A 16,530-nucleotide genomic window follows, 5' to 3' on the forward strand; every position below is an offset into this window, starting at 1 on the left:
GGACACCCGGTGCGCGGACCGCGCCCAGGGGGCGCGGCAAGGGGCCCCGGCGGGTGGTACGGACCGGGAGCGAGAGTGCCCCGCCCCGACCGGGCTAACGTAATACCCGTGCAGCCTGCAGAAACTCCGGAGGAACCAGCGGAGCGGCCCTCCGGCCGGCTCCGCAAGGCCCGTGCGCTCTCCCGCAAGACGTCCAAACGCCGGACCGCATGGCTGCTGCTGAAGGACACGGTCAACTCCTGCATGGAGTACCGGGTGACCGGGCTGGCTGCGGAAGCGGCGTTCTTCACCCTGCTCTCCCTGCCCCCGCTGCTGCTCGGTCTGATCGGGCTGCTCGGCTACGTGGACGCGTGGACCGACACCCACACCGTCCTCACCATCCGGGACAACATCCTGGACGCCTCCGGCACGGTGCTCTCCGAGCGAGGGGTGAACGAGGTCGCCCGGCCGCTGCTGGACGACGTGGTGGAGGGCGGGCGGCCGGACGTGATCTCGCTCGGTTTCGCCATCGCGCTGTGGTCGGGCTCCCGGGCGGTCAACGTCTTCGTGGACACCATCACCGTGATGTACGGCCTGGAGGGGCAGCGGGGGATCGTCCGGACCCGGCTGCTGGCGTTCCTGCTCTACCTGATCGCCCTGGTCATCGGGGCGATGGCGCTGCCGCTGCTGGTGGTCGGCCCGGAGACCATGGTGGACATCGTGCCGTGGAGCGGGACCCTGGTGCGGGTGCTGTACTGGCCGGTGGTGATGCTGCTGTCCATCGCCTTCCTCACCACCCTGTACCACGTGTCGGTCCCGGTGCGTTCCGCGTGGCGGGACGACATCCCCGGCGCGCTGATCGCCCTGGCCATGTGGGTGCTGGGCAGCTTCCTGCTCCGGATCTACCTGGTGCACACGGTCGAGGGGCCCACCATCTACGGCTCGCTCGCCGCCCCGGTCGCGGTGCTGCTGTGGATCGGCATCTCGGCCTTCGCGGTGCTGGTGGGTGCGGCCGTGAACGCCGCCATCGACCGGGTCTGGCCGTCGGTGGCGATCGCCGCCGCCCGCGCGGAGCGCGCGGCCCGGCTGAAGGCCGAGGCCCGGGCCGCGGAGGCGGCGGCCCGGGCACGGGCGGCCTCCTGGGCGGACGAGGACCTCGACGACCTCGACGACGACGAGCTGGACGACCTGTGGGGCCCGTTCGGCGAGGCGGCCGGGGACCCGCCGTCGGAGTACCCCGAGCGCTGGGCCCAGTTCCTGCCGCCGGAGGACCTGCGGTCCCGGCTGCACGGCCGCCGCGGCCCGGACCGCGGCTCCGACGACCACTGACCGCGCCCCGACCGCGGTTCCGGCGGCCCCTGACCGTGGCTCCGGGGACCCTTGGCCGTGGCTCCACCGACCGCGGCACCGGCGCCTCACGGGCCGCGCCCCGCAACGCGGCGGACGACCGCCACCGCGTTGCGGGAACGACGCGTTGCGGCAACGACGGGAAGCGGGAACGGCGAGAAGCGGGAACGACGGGAAGCGGGAACGACGGGAAGCGGGCGGGACGGGAGTGATCCCGTCCCGCCCGCTTCTTCCGTGGGCGTCCCCGGCTGCGTGGCCTCGGGCCGCCGAGCTCAGGCCGCCGGCCTCAGGCCGCGGGCCGGAAGCTCCGCAGCCGCAGGCTGTTGCCGACCACGAAGACCGAGGAGAAGGCCATGGCCGCTCCGGCGATCATCGGGTTGAGCAGCCCGGAGGCGGCCAGCGGCAGCGCGGCGACGTTGTAGGCGAAGGCCCAGAACAGGTTGGACTTGATGGTGGACAGGGTCCGGCGGGAGAGCCGTATGGCGTCGGCGGCGGCGGTCAGGTCACCGCGGACCAGGGTCAGGTCGCCGGCCTCGATGGCGGCGTCGGTGCCGGTGCCCATGGCCAGACCGAGGTCGGCCTGGGCGAGCGCGGCGGCGTCGTTGACCCCGTCGCCGACCATGGCCACCGAGCGTCCCTCGCCCTGGAGCCGCTTGACGACGTCCACCTTGTCCTCCGGCATGACCTCGGCGATCACCTCGTCGATGCCGACCTCGCGGGCCACCGCCTCGGCCACGGCCCGGTTGTCGCCGGTGAGCAGGATCGGGGTCAGGCCCAGGGCGCGCAGCCGGGTGATGGCCTTGGCGCTGGTGTCCTTGACCGCGTCGGCGACCTCCAGCACGGCACGGGCCGCGCCGTCCCAGGCGACCGCGATGGCGGTGCGCCCGGCGGCCTCCGCCTCGGCCTTGGCCCGGCTCAGCTCCTCGGGCAGCTCGATGGCCCACTCGGCGAGCAGCTTCTCCCGGCCGACGAGGACGGCGTGGCCGTCCACCACGCCCTGGACACCGAGACCGGGGATGTTGGCGAAGTCCTCGGGGGTGGGCAGGGTGCCGGTCCGCTCGGCCGCGCCGGTGGCGACGGCCTGGGCGATGGGGTGCTCGGAGGCGTGCTCCAGCGCGCCGGCGAGCCGCAGCACCTGGTCCTCGTCCTCGCCGGCGGCGGTGCGGACGGCGAGCAGGGTCATCCTGCCGGTGGTGACGGTGCCGGTCTTGTCCAGGACGATGGTGTCCACGGCGCGGGTGGTCTCCAGGACCTCCGGGCCCTTGATCAGGATGCCGAGCTGGGCGCCGCGGCCGGTGCCGACCATGAGGGCGGTGGGGGTGGCCAGGCCCAGGGCGCAGGGGCAGGCGATGATCAGGACGGCGACGGCGGCGGTGAAGGCCGCGGTGATGCCGGCTCCGTTGCCGAGCCAGAAGCCGAGGGTGGCCAGCGCGAGGGCGATCACCACGGGGACGAAGACGGCGGAGATGCGGTCGGCCAGGCGCTGGGCGGCGGCCTTGCCGTTCTGGGCGTCCTCCACCATCTTGGCCATCCGGGCCAGCTGGGTGTCGGCGCCGACGCGGGTGGCCTCGACGACCAGCCGGCCGCCGGCGTTGAGGGTGGCTCCGGTGACGGTGTCGCCGACGCCGACCTCCACCGGGACCGACTCGCCGGTCAGCATGGAGGCGTCGACGGCCGAGCTGCCCTCGACGACGGTGCCGTCGGTGGCGATCTTCTCGCCCGGGCGCACCACGAACCGGTCGCCGACCGCCAGTTCCTCGGTGGGGATGCGTACCTCGCGGCCGCCGCGGAGCACGGTGACGTCCTTGGCGCCCAGCTCCAGCAGGGCCTTCAGCGCCGCCCCGGCCCGGCGCTTGGAGCGGGCCTCGAAGTAGCGGCCGGCGAGGATGAAGGCGGTGACGCCGGCGGCGGCCTCCAGGTAGATGTTGCCGGCGCCGTCGCTGCGGGAGATCGTCAGGTCGAAGCCGTGGGTCATGCCGGGGGTTCCGGCGGTGCCGAAGAACAGCGCCCACAGTGACCAGGTGAAGGCCGCGATGGTGCCCACGGAGATCAGGGTGTCCATGGTGGCCGCGCCGTGCCGGGCGTTGGTGAACGCGGCGCGGTGGAAGGGCCAGGCGGCGTAGGTGACCACCGGCGCCGCCAGGGTGAGGGACAGCCACTGCCAGTACTCGAACTGCCAGGACGGCACCATGGCCAGGACGATCACCGGGAGGGACAGCACCACCGCCGTGACCAGCCGCTGCCGCAGCGGCAGCAGCTCGTCCACCTCCGGTGGTGGCTCCTGGCCGGCGGCCGCGGAGGTCCGGGGCGGGGGCGGCGGGGCCGCGGTGTAGCCGGTGGCCTCCACGGTGGCGATCAGGTCGTCCACCGCGATGTCCTCGCGGTAGCTGACCTTGGCCTTCTCGGTGGCGTAGTTGACGGTGGCGGTGACCCCGTCCATCCGGTTGAGCTTCTTCTCGATACGAGCGGCGCACGAGGCGCAGGTCATCCCGCCGATGGCGAGTTCGACCTCAGCCGTCCCGGTAACCGTGGTGGTCATGTCCTACTCCTCGTGATGGGGTCCGCTCATGGTACGAGTCTATACCTGCCGGGGGTATCCCCGAGCCGTCTCCATGTATACCCCCCATGGGTATCCAGTGCAAGGGGGCGCATCGACTTGACTCATACCCCAAGGGGGTATTCACTCAGGGGGTGTCGCCGCACCGCGCGGCCGTCGCCGAAGGAGTCGCCATGAACACCGCAGGGAAGATCACCGCCTTCACCGCCGTCCTCGCCGCCTCGTTCGGCGCCGCCTACGGGGTCGGCCACGCCGTCGACCCGGTGACCTCCGAAGAGACCTCCTCGCACGCGGGCCACCGCTCCCCGGGGGCAAAGGGGAGCGGCGACCCGGGTACGGCCGGCGCGGCCCACGCCCCCGGCGGACTCCAGATAGCCGAGAACGGCTACCGGCTCGACCTGCAGACGCCGCGCGTCGAGGCGGGGAAGGAGAGCGAACTGCGCTTCGCGGTACTGGGCCGGGACGGCCGGCCACTCACCGGGTTCCGCGCCGAACACGGCAAGGAGCTGCACCTCATCGTCTCCGCCCGCGACCTCACCACCTACCGCCACCTCCACCCGACCCGGGCCGCCGACGGCACCTGGAGCACCCGGGTCGAACTGCCCCGGGCGGGGGACTACCGGCTCTTCGCCGACTTCACCCCCGGCGGCAAGGGCACCGAGAACCTCACCCTCGGCGCCGACCTCGCGGTCGGCGGGACCTACCGGCCGGCGACCCTGCCGGAGCCCGGCCGTACGGCGACCGTGGACGGCTACACCGTCACCCTCGACGGGGAACTGCGCCCCGGCGCCGAGTCGGAGCTGACCCTGTCGGTGTCCCGCAAGGGCCGGCCGGTCACCGACCTCGACCCGTACCTGGGCGCGTACGGCCACCTGGTCGCACTGCGCGGCGGCGACCTGGGCTACCTCCACGTCCACCCGGGCGGCGAGCCCGGCGACGGCTCCACCCGCCCCGGCCCGGACATCTCCTTCATCGCCACCGCACCCAGCGCCGGCACCTACCGCCTCTTCCTGGACTTCAAGCACGAGGGCACGGTCCGCACCGCCGCCTTCACGGTCCGCACCGGCGCCGGGGAGGAGGCCGGCCCGGGACGGACCGACGCGGACGCCGGGCAGGAGAAGCAGGAGAAGGGGGACGCCGGAGAGCGGAAGGACGCCGGGGCGGGCCACTCCGCCGACGGCCACGGGCACTGACGGCCACGGGAACGGAGACCGGATGCCGGGACGGGGCGCCGGATGCCGGGACGCGAGGCCGGTTGTCCCGACGCGAGGGCGGAGGTGGGCCGGCGGCGCGGGTGGGGCCGTACGGACGGGAGGGCGTACCGGTGCGGGCGACGCGGGGATGCGGGAGACGTGGAGACGCACGGGAAACAGGGGAAGCGGGTGACCCGGGTGACGAGGAGGGGAAGGACCGTGCACCGCGGAACGGACGACCGGACGCCGCACCGGGGTCCGGTGCACCGCGGCCGGCAGGGGATCCGGCGGGCCGCGGCGCACCCCGTCGTGCGGGAGCTGGCCCTGGTCCTGCTGCACGCCGCGGTGGCCCGCCTGGAACGGGACGCACCGCCGGGGCCCGCGCGCTCCGCACCCGCCGCGATCGGGGCGGCGGTCGCACGGGCGCTCGGGGCGGCGCCGCACGCCGCCCCCGCCCGGCGGCCGGACGGTGTCTGCGGGGGCGGCTGAACCGGTGCCGGGCCCGCCGGTGGCCGGGCCGGCGTCAGCGGCGGGGCAGGGACGTGACCGCGGAAGCGCGCGCCGTACGCCGCCCTGCCAGGCGCTGGCGGCGCGCCTCGTGGAGCACGACGGAGGCGGCGTTCGACGCGTTCAAGGAGCTGGCCGAGCCCGCCATCGGCTGATCACGTGGTCGTACAGGTCACGCCAGGCCGCACTGAGGCCCGCGGTCTCGTTGCCGATGAGCAGCAGGACCGGCCGGGACAGGTCGAATTCCGAGACGTCGGCGTCGCCGTCCTCGTCCGTGCCCACGACGGCCACCGGCCACCCCTGGGCGCGCTGTCTCTCCAGCCAGGCCATGACCTCGCGGTGCGAGGGGCTGCGCACCACGGGCACGGCGAAGAACGACCCCGTGGAGGCACGTACCGACCTGGGGTCGTAGGGGTCCGCGGCGTGCCCCGTCACGATGAGCCCGTCGGCGCCGAACGCGTCGGCCGACCGCACGATGCTGCCGATGTTTCCGGGCTGCGTGGGCCGGTCGAAGACCAGACCGAGGAAGTCGTCGTGGACCGTGATCCGCGACAGACTGTCCGGTGCCATCTCGACCACCGCCAGGACCTCCGCGGTCCCCTCGGCCTTCTCGCCGAGCTCGGCGAGAAGGTGCGGCGCCATCGCCACACGTTCGGCACCGACCCGGTGCAGCAGGTCCTCCGCCCACCGGGAGAGCGGTCGGCCGGCGTCGTAGATCAGGGAGCGAACGGTCCAGCCGTGCTCCACGGTCATGGTGATCGGACGGACGCCCTGGACCAGGAACTCCTTGGCGCGCCCTCGCTTGGCGCGGTTGCCGAGCAGCGCCTGTAACTGCTGGAACCGGGCATTGCGGGTCGAGATCCGCTGTATCGCCACCCGTTCTCCCGGCCGAAGAGGATTGTCGCCGACTGCGCCCCGGTGCCACACAACTCCGGGCGCCGAGAAGGCTACCCGGGCCGGATCGTTGCCGTTGGGTCTCCGTTCGTCGCGCGACCGACGACGCGTCAGGAACCCTCAAGGAGGCGGATCCCCCGGTTCGTTCCGTGCCGCCGCTCCGCGTCCCGCGGTGGCCGCGGCCGCCGGTGGTGTGCCGGTCATCTCGCCGTGGCCGAGGTCGCCGGTGGCGTGCCGGTGAGCCCGGCCGGCGGCGAGCCCGGCCGAGGTGAGCCCGGCTGACGGTGAGGCGAGCGAACCGGTCCGTGCCGCGGCTCCGGCGGGACCGGACGTCCACGGCGGGCGGGGGGATCCGGCGCGTCGGGGTGCCGCGCCGGGAAATCGCTGGCGCATCCCGCGGCCAACTGGCTAGGGTCGTGTCCGTTCTCGCGGTGGTTCCGTGCCGCCGCTGTTCGTGACCCGGGAGGTGTCGACCGATGACTGTCGTTGCGACGGGCGTTGCCCGCATGCGGAAGTTCCTCACGTCCACCTCCGTGGCCACCGGCTGACCTCACCTGTTCCTTCCGCGTCTCCCACGCGGTGCCGGGGCCACCCTTGTGAAGGGTCACCCCTTGTCTGTCACTTCTCCTTCGAATCCGGCTCCGGGTTCGGCTCCCGCGCATCCGCTCGCGCCGTACGGCTGGGACGCGGCCTGGGAGTCGGCGTTCGCCCCGTACGCCGAGCAGGGCCTCCTGCCCGGCCGGGTCGTGCGGGTCGACCGTGGCCTGTGCGACGTCATCACCCCGGCCGGCACCGTCCGGGCCGACACCGAATTCGTCGTCCCCCGCGACCCGGTGAAGGTCGTGTGCACGGGGGACTGGGCCGCCGTCGATCCCGAGGGCGGCGAGCCGAGGTACGTCCGGGCGCTGCTCCCGCGCCGTACCGCCTTCTTCCGCTCCACCTCCTCCAAGCGGTCCGAGGGCCAGATTCTCGCCGCCAACGTGGACCAGGCCGTGATCGCCGTGTCCCAGGCGGTCGAGCTCGACCTCGGCCGGATCGAGCGCTTCCTCGCCCTGGCCTGGGAGAGCGGCGCCCAGCCGCTGGTGGCGCTCACCAAGGCGGACCTGGTCGAGGACCCGGTCACGCTGGCCCACCTGGTCGCCGACACCGAGGCGGCGGCGCCCGGGGTCCAGGTGCTGCCGGTCAGCGCGGAGACCGGGGAGGGCGTGGACGTCCTCGCGGCGGCCCTGGCCGGCGGAACCGCCGTCCTGCTGGGCCAGTCCGGGGCCGGCAAGTCCACCCTCGCCAACGCGCTGCTGGGCGAGGAGGTGCAGACCGTCCGGGCCGCCCGCGACGTGGACGGCAAGGGGCGGCACACCACCACCACCCGCAACCTGCTGCGCCTGCCGGCCGGCGGCGTGCTCATCGACACCCCCGGTCTGCGCGGCGTCGGGCTGTGGGACGCCGGCAGCGGGCTCGCCCAGGCGTTCGCCGAGATCGAGGAGCTGGCCCGGAACTGCCGCTTCCACGACTGCGCCCACCACAGTGAGCCCGGCTGCGCGGTGCTCGCGGCCATCGAGGACGGCTCGCTGCCGGAGCGCCGGCTGGACAGCTACCGCAAACTCGCGCGCGAGAACGAGCGCCTCGCCGCCCGGACCGACGCCCGGCTCCGCGCCGAGCTGCGGCGCGAGTGGAAGCAGCGGTACGCGCTCGGCCGGCACATGATGGAGCGCAAGGGGCGGACGGTACGGCGACCGTAGCGCCCCCGTTCCCCGGGACGGCCGTCCCGGCCGGTGTCGTGGGATCCGGCCGGGCAGTTGCTGGCGGCGCGGGGCCCGGCCGGGCGGTGGGTGCGGCGTGGGGCCGGTGGTGGGTGCGGCGCGGGGCCCGGCCCGTGATGGGTGGCGGCGCGGGGCCCGGCCGCCGGCGCGCCGCTCACTAGGGTGTCGGCATGCTGATATGGATCAACGGCCCGTTCGGGGTCGGCAAGACCCAGGTCGCCCACGAGCTGTGCCGACGGCTGCCCGGCGGCTTCGTCTGCGATCCGGAACAGCTCGGGTTCGGGCTGCACCGCATGCTGCCCGGGCCGCTGCGCGGTGACTTCCAGGACCTCCCGGCCTGGCGGCGCGGCACCGTCGAGATGATCGACCGGGTACTGCGCGCCTCGGCGGGCCCGGTCATCGTGCCGATGACGGTGGTGGACCCCCGCTACCACCGGGAGACCGTCGGGGCGCTGCGGGACGCCGGCCACCGGGTGCACCACGTCGCCCTGCTCGCCTCCCCGGAGACGGTACGGCGGCGGCTGCGCGGACGGTCGGTGCCGCTGCTGCGCGGGGAGGACTGGGCCGTCGCCCGGATCGACGGCTGTCTGGAGGCGCTGCGGCGCCCCGAGTTCGGGGTGCGGGTGGTCACCGACGGGCGCACCGTGCCGGACATCGCCGAGGAGGTCGCGCGCGGGGCGGGGCTGCGGCTGACCCCGTCGTCGGACGGGCGCGTGACCCAGTTCCTGCGCCGCACCTGGGTGAGCGTCCGGCACATCCGCATCGGCTGACCGGCAACGGGCAGCCCGGGGCGGCACCATCACGGCACCCGCCTGGGGCTCCCCGCGGCCCCGCAGCGCGGCGGCCCCGCCCGGAACGCGTCGCGGGCCTTCCGTACGGGCCGGACCGCGGGCCTTGAGTGCGGGACGTGCTGCGGGCCCCCGCCCCGGACGTGGCGCGGCGACCGGCACCCCCGGCCCACCCGGGCACGTCCGGGGGCGGCCCGGGGCGTCGGGGCCTCGGGGCAAGGCTCCGGAGGGCGGACATGGCCGGCGCCCGGGCCGGTCCGCGGGAGACCGGACCAAAGGGGCTCGCCCGGGAGCTCGGGCACCGGCCCGGCCACCGGTTCTCCGGGGGCGGCCCCGGGCGTCGGGGCCCTCGTCCGGGGAACGCCCCCCGGGTCCGGGGGACATCCGTCCCGGCGCCGGTCCCCGTCCTGTGGCCGGGGCCGCCGGTCCACGGGAGGATGGCGTCCATGAGCGCATCGGATGAGCAGCGCCGGGACCGGGAGCCGCGCCCGGACGAGGCGGCGGCGGACCGCCCCGAGGAGTACGACGTGATCGTCCTCGGTGCCGGACCGGTCGGTGAGAACGTCGCCGACCGGACCAGCGCCGCCGGCCTGGCCACCGTCATCGTGGAGAGCGAACTGGTCGGCGGGGAGTGCTCCTACTGGGCCTGTATGCCCAGCAAGGCGCTGCTCCGGCCGGTCACCGCGCGTGCCGACGCCCGCCGGGTCCCGGGGGTACGGGAGCGGCTGACCGCCCCGCTGGAGGTGTCCGCCGTCCTCGCCCACCGCGACGCCTACGCCTCGCACTGGCACGACGACGGCCAGGTGGACTGGCTCAAGTCGGCCGGGATCGACCTGGTGCGCGGCCGGGGCCGGCTCGACGGGCCGCGCCGGGTCACCGTGGACCTGCCCGACGGCGGGCGGCGGCAGCTCACCGCCCGGCACGCCGTCGCCGTCTGCACCGGCAGCCGGGCCGCGCTGCCCCCGCTGCCGGGGGTGGACCGGGTGCGCCCGTGGACCAGCCGCGAGGCCACCAGTTCCCGGACCGTGCCGCGGCGCCTCGCCGTGGTCGGCGGCGGAGTCGTGGCGGTGGAGATGGCCACCGTCTACCGGGCCCTCGGCGCGGCGGTCACCGTACTGGTGCGCGGCTCCGGGCTGCTCGACCGGATGGAGCCGTTCGCCGGGGAACTGGTCGCCCGGAGCCTCACCGAGGCCGGGGTGGACCTGCGGACCGGAACCTCGGTGACCGGCGTCCGGCGCACCGGGGACGGCGACGGCTCCGGCCCGGTCGTCCTCACCCTCGACGGCGGGGACGAGCTGGAGGCCGACGAGGTGCTGTTCGCCACCGGCCGCGCCCCGCGCACCGAGGACATCGGCCTGGAGACCATCGGCCTGTCGCCCGGCCGGTGGCTGGAGGTCGACGACAGCTGCCGGGTCACCCAGGTGCCGGACGGCTGGCTCTACGCGGTCGGCGACGTCAACCACCGGGCCCTGCTGACCCACCAGGGCAAGTACCAGGCGCGCATCGCGGGCGCGGCGATCGGGGCGCGGGCCCACGGCACCCCGCCGCCGGACGCCGGCCCGTGGGGCGCGCTCTCCGCCACCGCCGATCACGCCGCGGTCCCGCAGGTGGTCTTCACCGACCCCGAGGCGGCCTCGGTGGGACTGACCGCGGCCCGGGCCCGGGAGTCCGGCCGCCGGGTCCGGGTGGTCGATCAGGACATGGGCCAGGTGGCCGGTGCCGGCCTCTACGCCGAGGGGTACCGGGGGCGGGCGCGGATCGTGGTGGACGAGGACCGCGGCCATCTGCTCGGGGCCACCTTCGTGGGGCCGGGGATCGGGGAACTGCTGCACTCCGCGACGGTCGCGGTCGCCGGCGAGGTCCCGCTGGACCGGCTGTGGCACGCGGTCCCGGCGTACCCCACCATCAGCGAGGTCTGGCTGCGCCTGCTGGAGAAGTACCGGGACGGCGCGGCGGAACCGGCGGAGTAGCGCGGCCGGCGGCCGGGACGGCCCCGCCCGAGCGCCGGGGGCGACCCGGCCGGGTGGGCCTGCCGGGGCGCCCGGCCCCCGGCCGGCGCTGGACCCACGCGCCGGGTAGGTACCGGCCCCCGGCCACGGCCCGCCCGGCCCGGCCTCGGCGCCGGACCCGCGCGCCGGTATCGGCCCCCGGCCGCGGTCCGCCCGGCCCGGATCCGGCGCCGAAGCCGGGAGGCCGGTACCGGGCCCCCGGCCGCGGAACGTGCCGGCGGGTGGCCCCGGGTCGGTCGCCGGCGGTGCTCTCGGCGGTGCTCGCGGCGTCCGGGTGACGTACCGCTGTGTGCCGTGCGCCCAGGGGCGCGCCCGGCATACAGCCGGCGTCCGGCGCGAGGGAGGAGCCGCCCCGACGGCTGGCGGGACGGGTGCCCCGACGGGCGGGTACGGGGTGGCCCGGACGCGCCCCGGTACGGGGACGGACGCCGGGTCCTGGCCGGGATTGCGCGGCCCGGCCGCCCGGGAACCGCGTTGCCGGATCACAGGGTGCGTACCCGCCTCGCCGGGGGCCTCGCGGCGGGGCACGCGCGGGCCGGGCGCCGGGCGGACTCAGGCCGCCAGCACCGCGCCCAGCCAGGCCCCCGCCACCAGGAGGCACGCCCACAGCTCGACGAGCATGCTGGTGCCGACCGCCCGCATCACCAGCCGGGTGGACGCCCGCGCCTTCCCGTGACCGCCCAGCCGTCGCCGTTCCGCACCGTAGATCCCGGCGACGAAACCGAGCGGTGCGCCCAGCACGGGCAGGACGCAGAAGCCCAGGATGCCGGCCGCGCCCGCCAGCAGCAGCGTGCTCCGGGTGACCGTGGCGGCGCGGCCCCGGCGGACCGGCAGCAGCCACTGCACGGCCTGACCGAGGAGGAGCACGGCGGTCGCCCCCGCCAGAACGCCCCAGGCCAGGGCGGTCTTCTCGGTCATCGACCACCACAGCACCGCGGCCCACACCACGGGCGGCCCCGGCAGTCCCGGCACCACGACACCCATCAGCCCGAACAGCACGACCAGGCCGCACAGGACCAACTGCCATGTGCCCATGGCCCCAGCCTGCCGGAAGGGGCCCGGGGACGCCCCCGGAGCCGTGCCGTCCCGCCCGTCCCGCCCGCGGCCGGTGCGCCGGGAGAGTCCGCCGGCCGCGGGCCCCGCCTTCGCATCTCCGCCGGTCTCCGCCGGACGGCGGCCGTCGTGCGTCGGTCGCGGGGGCCTGGTCGTGCGATCTGCCATGGGGCGGGTGGCGGGGGCCGGCCCGTCGTGCGCCCTGTGCCGGGGTGCCGGACGGACCGGGCAGGGGGGCGAGGGTGGGCGCCGGGGTCCTACGCCGAGGGCTCCCGGGGGGCGCCGGAGTCCGCGGGCCGGGTGCTGATGCGCTCGGCCGGGGCCGTGGTGCCGTCCGACGGCGACGAGGCGGGAGCGGTCCGCGCGCCGAGCCAGTCGGCCCCCGCCCCCGGACCCGGGGCGTGGCCCGCGTCCGGGCCGGCCGGCCGCCCGGGCTGCGGGCCGCGGTCGCGCCGGTGGCCGCCGTCGTACCGCGGCGCACCGCCCGGAAGGCGGTCGTCCGCCCGCCGGGTACGCCCCGGCGTCCCGGTACGCACCGTGCCCCGTCCGTACCCGGGCCCCGGGGCGTCCGCGAGCGGCCCGCCGGACGCCCCGGGCACCGGTGTGCCGCTCGGCCGGGGCCGCTCGGGGCGGGACACCCAGCCCCGCTCGTAGGCGTGCCAGCCCAGTTGCAGCCGCGTCGTCACACCGACCAGGTCCATCAGCCGCTTCACCCGCCGCTGCACGGTACGCAGGCCCAGCTCCAGCTGGCGGGCGGCGCTGGCGTCGGTGAGCCCCGCCAGCAGCAACGACAGGATCGCCAGATCGGTGCCGTCCGGCCCATGACCCGCGTCCGGCAGGTCCGGCGGCGCGTCCGGCGGCACGTCCGCGGGGCACGCCGCCGTCGCCCCGCCCGGCCGCAGCGGCACCGCCGCCGCCCACACCGCCTCGAACAGCGACATCAGCGCGTCCAGCAGACCGCCGGCGTGCACCACCAGGGCGGCCGGTTCGGCGCCGCCCGAGGTCAGCGGGACGATCGCCAGCGCACGGTCGGCTATCACCAGGTCCGACGGCAGCCGCTCGGCCACCCGCAGCCCGGGTCCGGCGCCGGGCCCGTCCGCCGGTCCGGCCGGCAGCGCGCAGCGCTCCACCACCACCCGCCGCACCACACCGTCCCCCACCGGCGGCCACGGCGCCGGGACGGCCCCGGCGACCAGGGCGCACACCTCCTCGGCCGCGCCCCACCGCAGCTGCGCGAACCGTTCCGCCACCGGACCCTCGCCGGTGACCACCTCCAGCGCCGGGTGGGCGGCCGGGCTCTCCGTCCGGTACTCCTTGTCCAGCAGCGCCGCCGCCCGCTCGGCCCGTTCCAGCTCCCGGCGGTGCCGGTTGAGCAGCGCGCCCAGCGCCACCCCGGGCGGGGCCGCGACCCACTGCCCCGGGCGGGCCGGGGAGCGCGCGGCCAGCCCCCGCCGCTCCAGGCCGCGCAGGGTCCGCACCGCCTCCTCCTGGGCGAGCGTCAGCCGCTCGGCCAGCTCCACCACTCCGGCGGAACCCAGCGCGACCAGCGCGCGGTAGGCCGACTCCTCCGCGTCGTCCAGACCTATGGCACCCAGCACGTAACACCCCTCCCGCCTGTCCGGCACATCCTCGCACCGGTGTGCGGGTACCCAGCAGGGTGGCATCGGCCGAGTCCTGTACCGGGAAGGAGCACGGTATGGACAATGTGGGCATGAGCCAGCAGGGGGAGAGGCGCGGCACCGGGCAGCACGACTGGTGGCGTGAGCTGTACGAAGCGGGTTCGGACGACGCCGGGCCGGCGCCCGGAGGCGGGTCCCTGGAGGACCACATCGCCTCCGCCCTCGCGGCGGCCGGTTCCCCGTCCCACCCCTCCGCGCCGACCGGGAGCGCGGCGCCCACCGACACCGCAACACCCAGGGAGACCGCGGAGCCCGCCGCAGGGACGGCACCACCGGGCGGCGACGGACCGGAGCCTTCCGGCGCACCGTCACCAACCGTCCCCGGCGTACCGTCGGCGAACGGGGCGCCGCCGTCAGGGGATACGCCCGCGCCGGACGGCCAGTCACCGTCCTGCGGTGCGCGCGTCGCCGACGGAGCGTCATCGGACGGCGGGCCCTCACCGACCGGTGCGTCGCGGCGCGCCCCGGTCCCGCCGCCCCGCGCCGCGGACCCGCTCCGCGAGGCTCCGGGGGGTCAGCCCGCCGACGCCTCGCCGGACCGGACGCCCGCCGCCTCCCGGACGGAACGCCGGGACACCACGACGGAACGCCGGGGCCCCGCGGGGGACGCCGCGCCGGAGGCGGCCGACCGGGACCGGGAGCCGGCCCGACCGTGCGGCACCGGTCCGCGGCCGGACAGCGACCGCCGGCAACCCGCCGCCCCGCCCGTGGCCGACGCCCCGCCGGAGGACAGTGCCCTGCCCGTGGCCGATGTCCTGCCGGGGGACAGTGCCCCGCCCGGGTCCGCCGCCCCGCCCACGACCGGTGCCTCGCCCGGGGCCGGCGATCCGCCCGGTGGCGATGGCTCCGCAGCGGCCGTGACCGCCCGGTCCGCCGATGCCCCGCCGGCCGGTGCCCGCTCCGCCGAAGTCCCGCCCGAGGGGACCCTGTCCGAGGGGGCCCCGTCCGAGGGGGCCCCGTCCGCCCGGCGGGGGACCGCGTCCGAAACACCGTCACCGGCCGGGACCGCGCCGATGGCCGCCGACCCGGCCACGACGGGCGTCCCGCCGACGCTGGGCGTGCTGAGGCCCCCGGCCGTACGGACGCGGCCCGGCACGGGGTCCGCGCCCGCCGCACCCGCGGCCGGGTCTCCGCAGGCCCGCGAACTGCCCGGGCCCCGTACCGGCGACGGGACCGGAGCGACGGCCGGGGGCGAGGCCCGGGGCCCGGCCGGAACGCCCCACCCCACCGCCCCACCCGCCCGCACCGGAGCGGCCCGCTCCCACCGGTGCGGCCGAGCCTCCCGCCGTACCGGACCGGACCGCCACACCGGACCGGACCGCCGCCTCCGCCGCCACACCGGACCGGACCGCCGCCCCCACCCCCGCCGCCGTACCGGACCCGAGCGCCACACCGGACCGGGACGGCGGCCTCCGCGCCCCGCCGCCACACCGGGACCGGACGGCGGACTCCGCGCCCGCCGCCGCACCGGACGGAAGCGCCGCACCCGTCCCCACCGCACCACCCGCCTCCGGCCCGGCGCCGGACCCGGCCGGCACGCGGTCCGCGGCGGCGGCCCGGATGCCGGTGGAGTACGTGGGGGACCGGCCGCCCACCTACGACCCGGAACCGACCGTGCTGCCGTCCGCCGACCCCGCCGACCTGACGGAACTGGTTCCGGACACCGTGCTGGACGGCGCCACGCTGGGGCCGGTGACGCTGCGGCTCGCCTCGTTACGCGGGGATTCGGGCCGGTTCCGGGGCGAGCCCCGCCGTGACGCGACGCTCGTCGTCCGCTTCGGCACCGGGGACGCGGCGCTGGCGCTGATCGCCGTGGCCACCGGACACCGGGCCGCGACCGGGGCGCACCGGGCGGCCCGCGAGATGTGTGCCTGGATCGGCGAGGCCGTCGGCCGCAGCCAGGCCCGGCTCGCCGAGGACATCCGGCGGGGACGCCGGGACGCCCTCAAGTCCGGTCTGCACCGCCTCACCGCCCGCGCTCTGGGCCGGCTGCGGGCCCGCGCCACCGAACTGGGCCTCGACCCCGACCTGTACACCGCCTCGCTGCGCTGCCTGCTGCTGCCCGCCGACCCCGGCTGCCGCACCCGGGTGTTCTTCGGCGCCGGCCCCGGAGGTCTGTTCCGGCTCCGGGACGGCGCCTGGGAGGACCTGGAGCCGCCGGTGCGCGCGCCGGACGGGCCGCGCGGGACATGGCAGCCGCGGTGCCCGCTGCCGGTGAACGGGGAATCCGGCCGGGCACTCGGTCCCGGGCCCGGCACGACCGGGCACGGTCCCGTGGCCGGTCACCCGGACGGCCCCGCGCACACCGGCGGGTACGCCCCTGCCGGCGGTGACCCGCGCACCGGCGGTGACCCGCGGCCCGGCCGTGGCGACGCCGGCGCCGGGGCGGACGACCCCCGTACCGGCGGTGACCCCCGCACCGGCGGCGGCGACCCGCGCACCGGGACGGGTGCCACCGGCGGCGACCTCGGGGCCGGCCCGGCGGACACCCGTCCGGCGGAGGCCGACCCCTTCCGGTTCCGGGCCTCCGTCGCCCGGCCGGGGGACACGCTGCTGCTGTGCAGCCCCGGGCTCGCCGACCCGCTGCGCGGCGAGCCCGCGCTCGCCCGGCTGCTGGCCGAACGGTGGGCCGGCGCCGAGCCGCCCGGGCTCACCGGCTTCCTCGCCGACACCCGGATCCGGGTGAAGGGCTACGCCGACGACCGTACGGCGGCGGCCGTCTGGGAGGCGTGACCGCCCCGTCCGTGGGTTGATGGTCTGGTGG

General features: G+C 76.9%; 9 protein-coding genes and 2 pseudogenes. 7 read left to right on the forward strand and 4 right to left on the reverse strand.

Going from position 1 to position 16,530, the window contains the following annotated elements:
• Window positions 1-108 precede the first annotated feature (108 nt).
• Window positions 109-1,308 carry a YihY/virulence factor BrkB family protein gene (locus IHE55_RS23490; protein WP_197990840.1) on the forward strand — a complete coding sequence of 400 codons (1,200 nt, stop codon included), beginning with the start codon at window positions 109-111 and terminating at the stop codon, window positions 1,306-1,308.
• 304 nt (window positions 1,309-1,612) lie between these two features.
• Here the strand turns inward: IHE55_RS23490 and IHE55_RS23495 are convergent, their stop codons facing one another.
• Window positions 1,613-3,865, reverse strand: coding sequence for a heavy metal translocating P-type ATPase (locus IHE55_RS23495; RefSeq protein WP_197990841.1), 2,253 nt, complete (start codon window positions 3,863-3,865; stop codon window positions 1,613-1,615).
• Between the two features lie 191 nt (window positions 3,866-4,056).
• On the opposite strand from IHE55_RS23495, the gene IHE55_RS23500 reads away from it, so the two are divergent.
• Window positions 4,057-5,076, forward strand: a complete 1,020-nt coding sequence (locus tag IHE55_RS23500) for a DUF8832 domain-containing protein (RefSeq protein WP_232265673.1) — start codon at window positions 4,057-4,059, stop codon at window positions 5,074-5,076.
• A gap of 219 nt (window positions 5,077-5,295) precedes the next feature.
• Window positions 5,296-5,565, forward strand: coding sequence for a hypothetical protein (locus IHE55_RS23505; RefSeq protein WP_197990842.1), 270 nt, complete (start codon window positions 5,296-5,298; stop codon window positions 5,563-5,565).
• Between the two features lie 34 nt (window positions 5,566-5,599).
• Here the strand turns inward: IHE55_RS23505 and IHE55_RS23510 are convergent.
• Window positions 5,600-6,459: pseudogene (locus IHE55_RS23510) on the reverse strand (TrmH family RNA methyltransferase).
• Window positions 6,460-7,088: 629 nt separating this feature from the next.
• On the opposite strand from IHE55_RS23510, the gene rsgA reads away from it, so the two are divergent.
• The 3 genes from rsgA (at window position 7,089) to IHE55_RS23525 (ending at window position 10,995) form a co-directional block, all read left to right on the forward strand.
• Window positions 7,089-8,216: a ribosome small subunit-dependent GTPase A gene (rsgA, locus tag IHE55_RS23515; RefSeq protein WP_197990843.1), complete on the forward strand. Its 1,128-nt coding sequence runs from the start codon at window positions 7,089-7,091 to the stop codon at window positions 8,214-8,216.
• 191 nt (window positions 8,217-8,407) lie between these two features.
• Window positions 8,408-9,007 carry an AAA family ATPase gene (locus IHE55_RS23520; RefSeq protein ID WP_197990844.1) on the forward strand — a complete coding sequence of 200 codons (600 nt, stop codon included), beginning with the start codon at window positions 8,408-8,410 and terminating at the stop codon, window positions 9,005-9,007.
• Between the two features lie 464 nt (window positions 9,008-9,471).
• Window positions 9,472-10,995 (forward strand): dihydrolipoyl dehydrogenase family protein, encoded by a 1,524-nt coding sequence (locus tag IHE55_RS23525; protein WP_197990845.1) that lies wholly within the window; start codon window positions 9,472-9,474, stop codon window positions 10,993-10,995.
• 591 nt (window positions 10,996-11,586) lie between these two features.
• Here the strand turns inward: IHE55_RS23525 and IHE55_RS23530 are convergent.
• Window positions 11,587-12,069, reverse strand: coding sequence for a DUF456 domain-containing protein (locus IHE55_RS23530; RefSeq protein ID WP_197990846.1), 483 nt, complete (start codon window positions 12,067-12,069; stop codon window positions 11,587-11,589).
• A gap of 647 nt (window positions 12,070-12,716) precedes the next feature.
• A pseudogene (locus tag IHE55_RS23535) lies at window positions 12,717-13,685 on the reverse strand (helix-turn-helix domain-containing protein); the annotation flags it as partial.
• Window positions 13,686-15,332: 1,647 nt separating this feature from the next.
• On the opposite strand from IHE55_RS23535, the gene IHE55_RS31680 reads away from it, so the two are divergent.
• Window positions 15,333-16,499 (forward strand): protein phosphatase 2C domain-containing protein, encoded by a 1,167-nt coding sequence (locus IHE55_RS31680; RefSeq protein WP_372442721.1) that lies wholly within the window; start codon window positions 15,333-15,335, stop codon window positions 16,497-16,499.
• Window positions 16,500-16,530 lie beyond the last annotated feature (31 nt).

The sequence above is a fragment of the Streptomyces pactum genome (genome assembly GCF_016031615.1).
Lineage (GTDB): Bacteria > Actinomycetota > Actinomycetes > Streptomycetales > Streptomycetaceae > Streptomyces > Streptomyces pactus.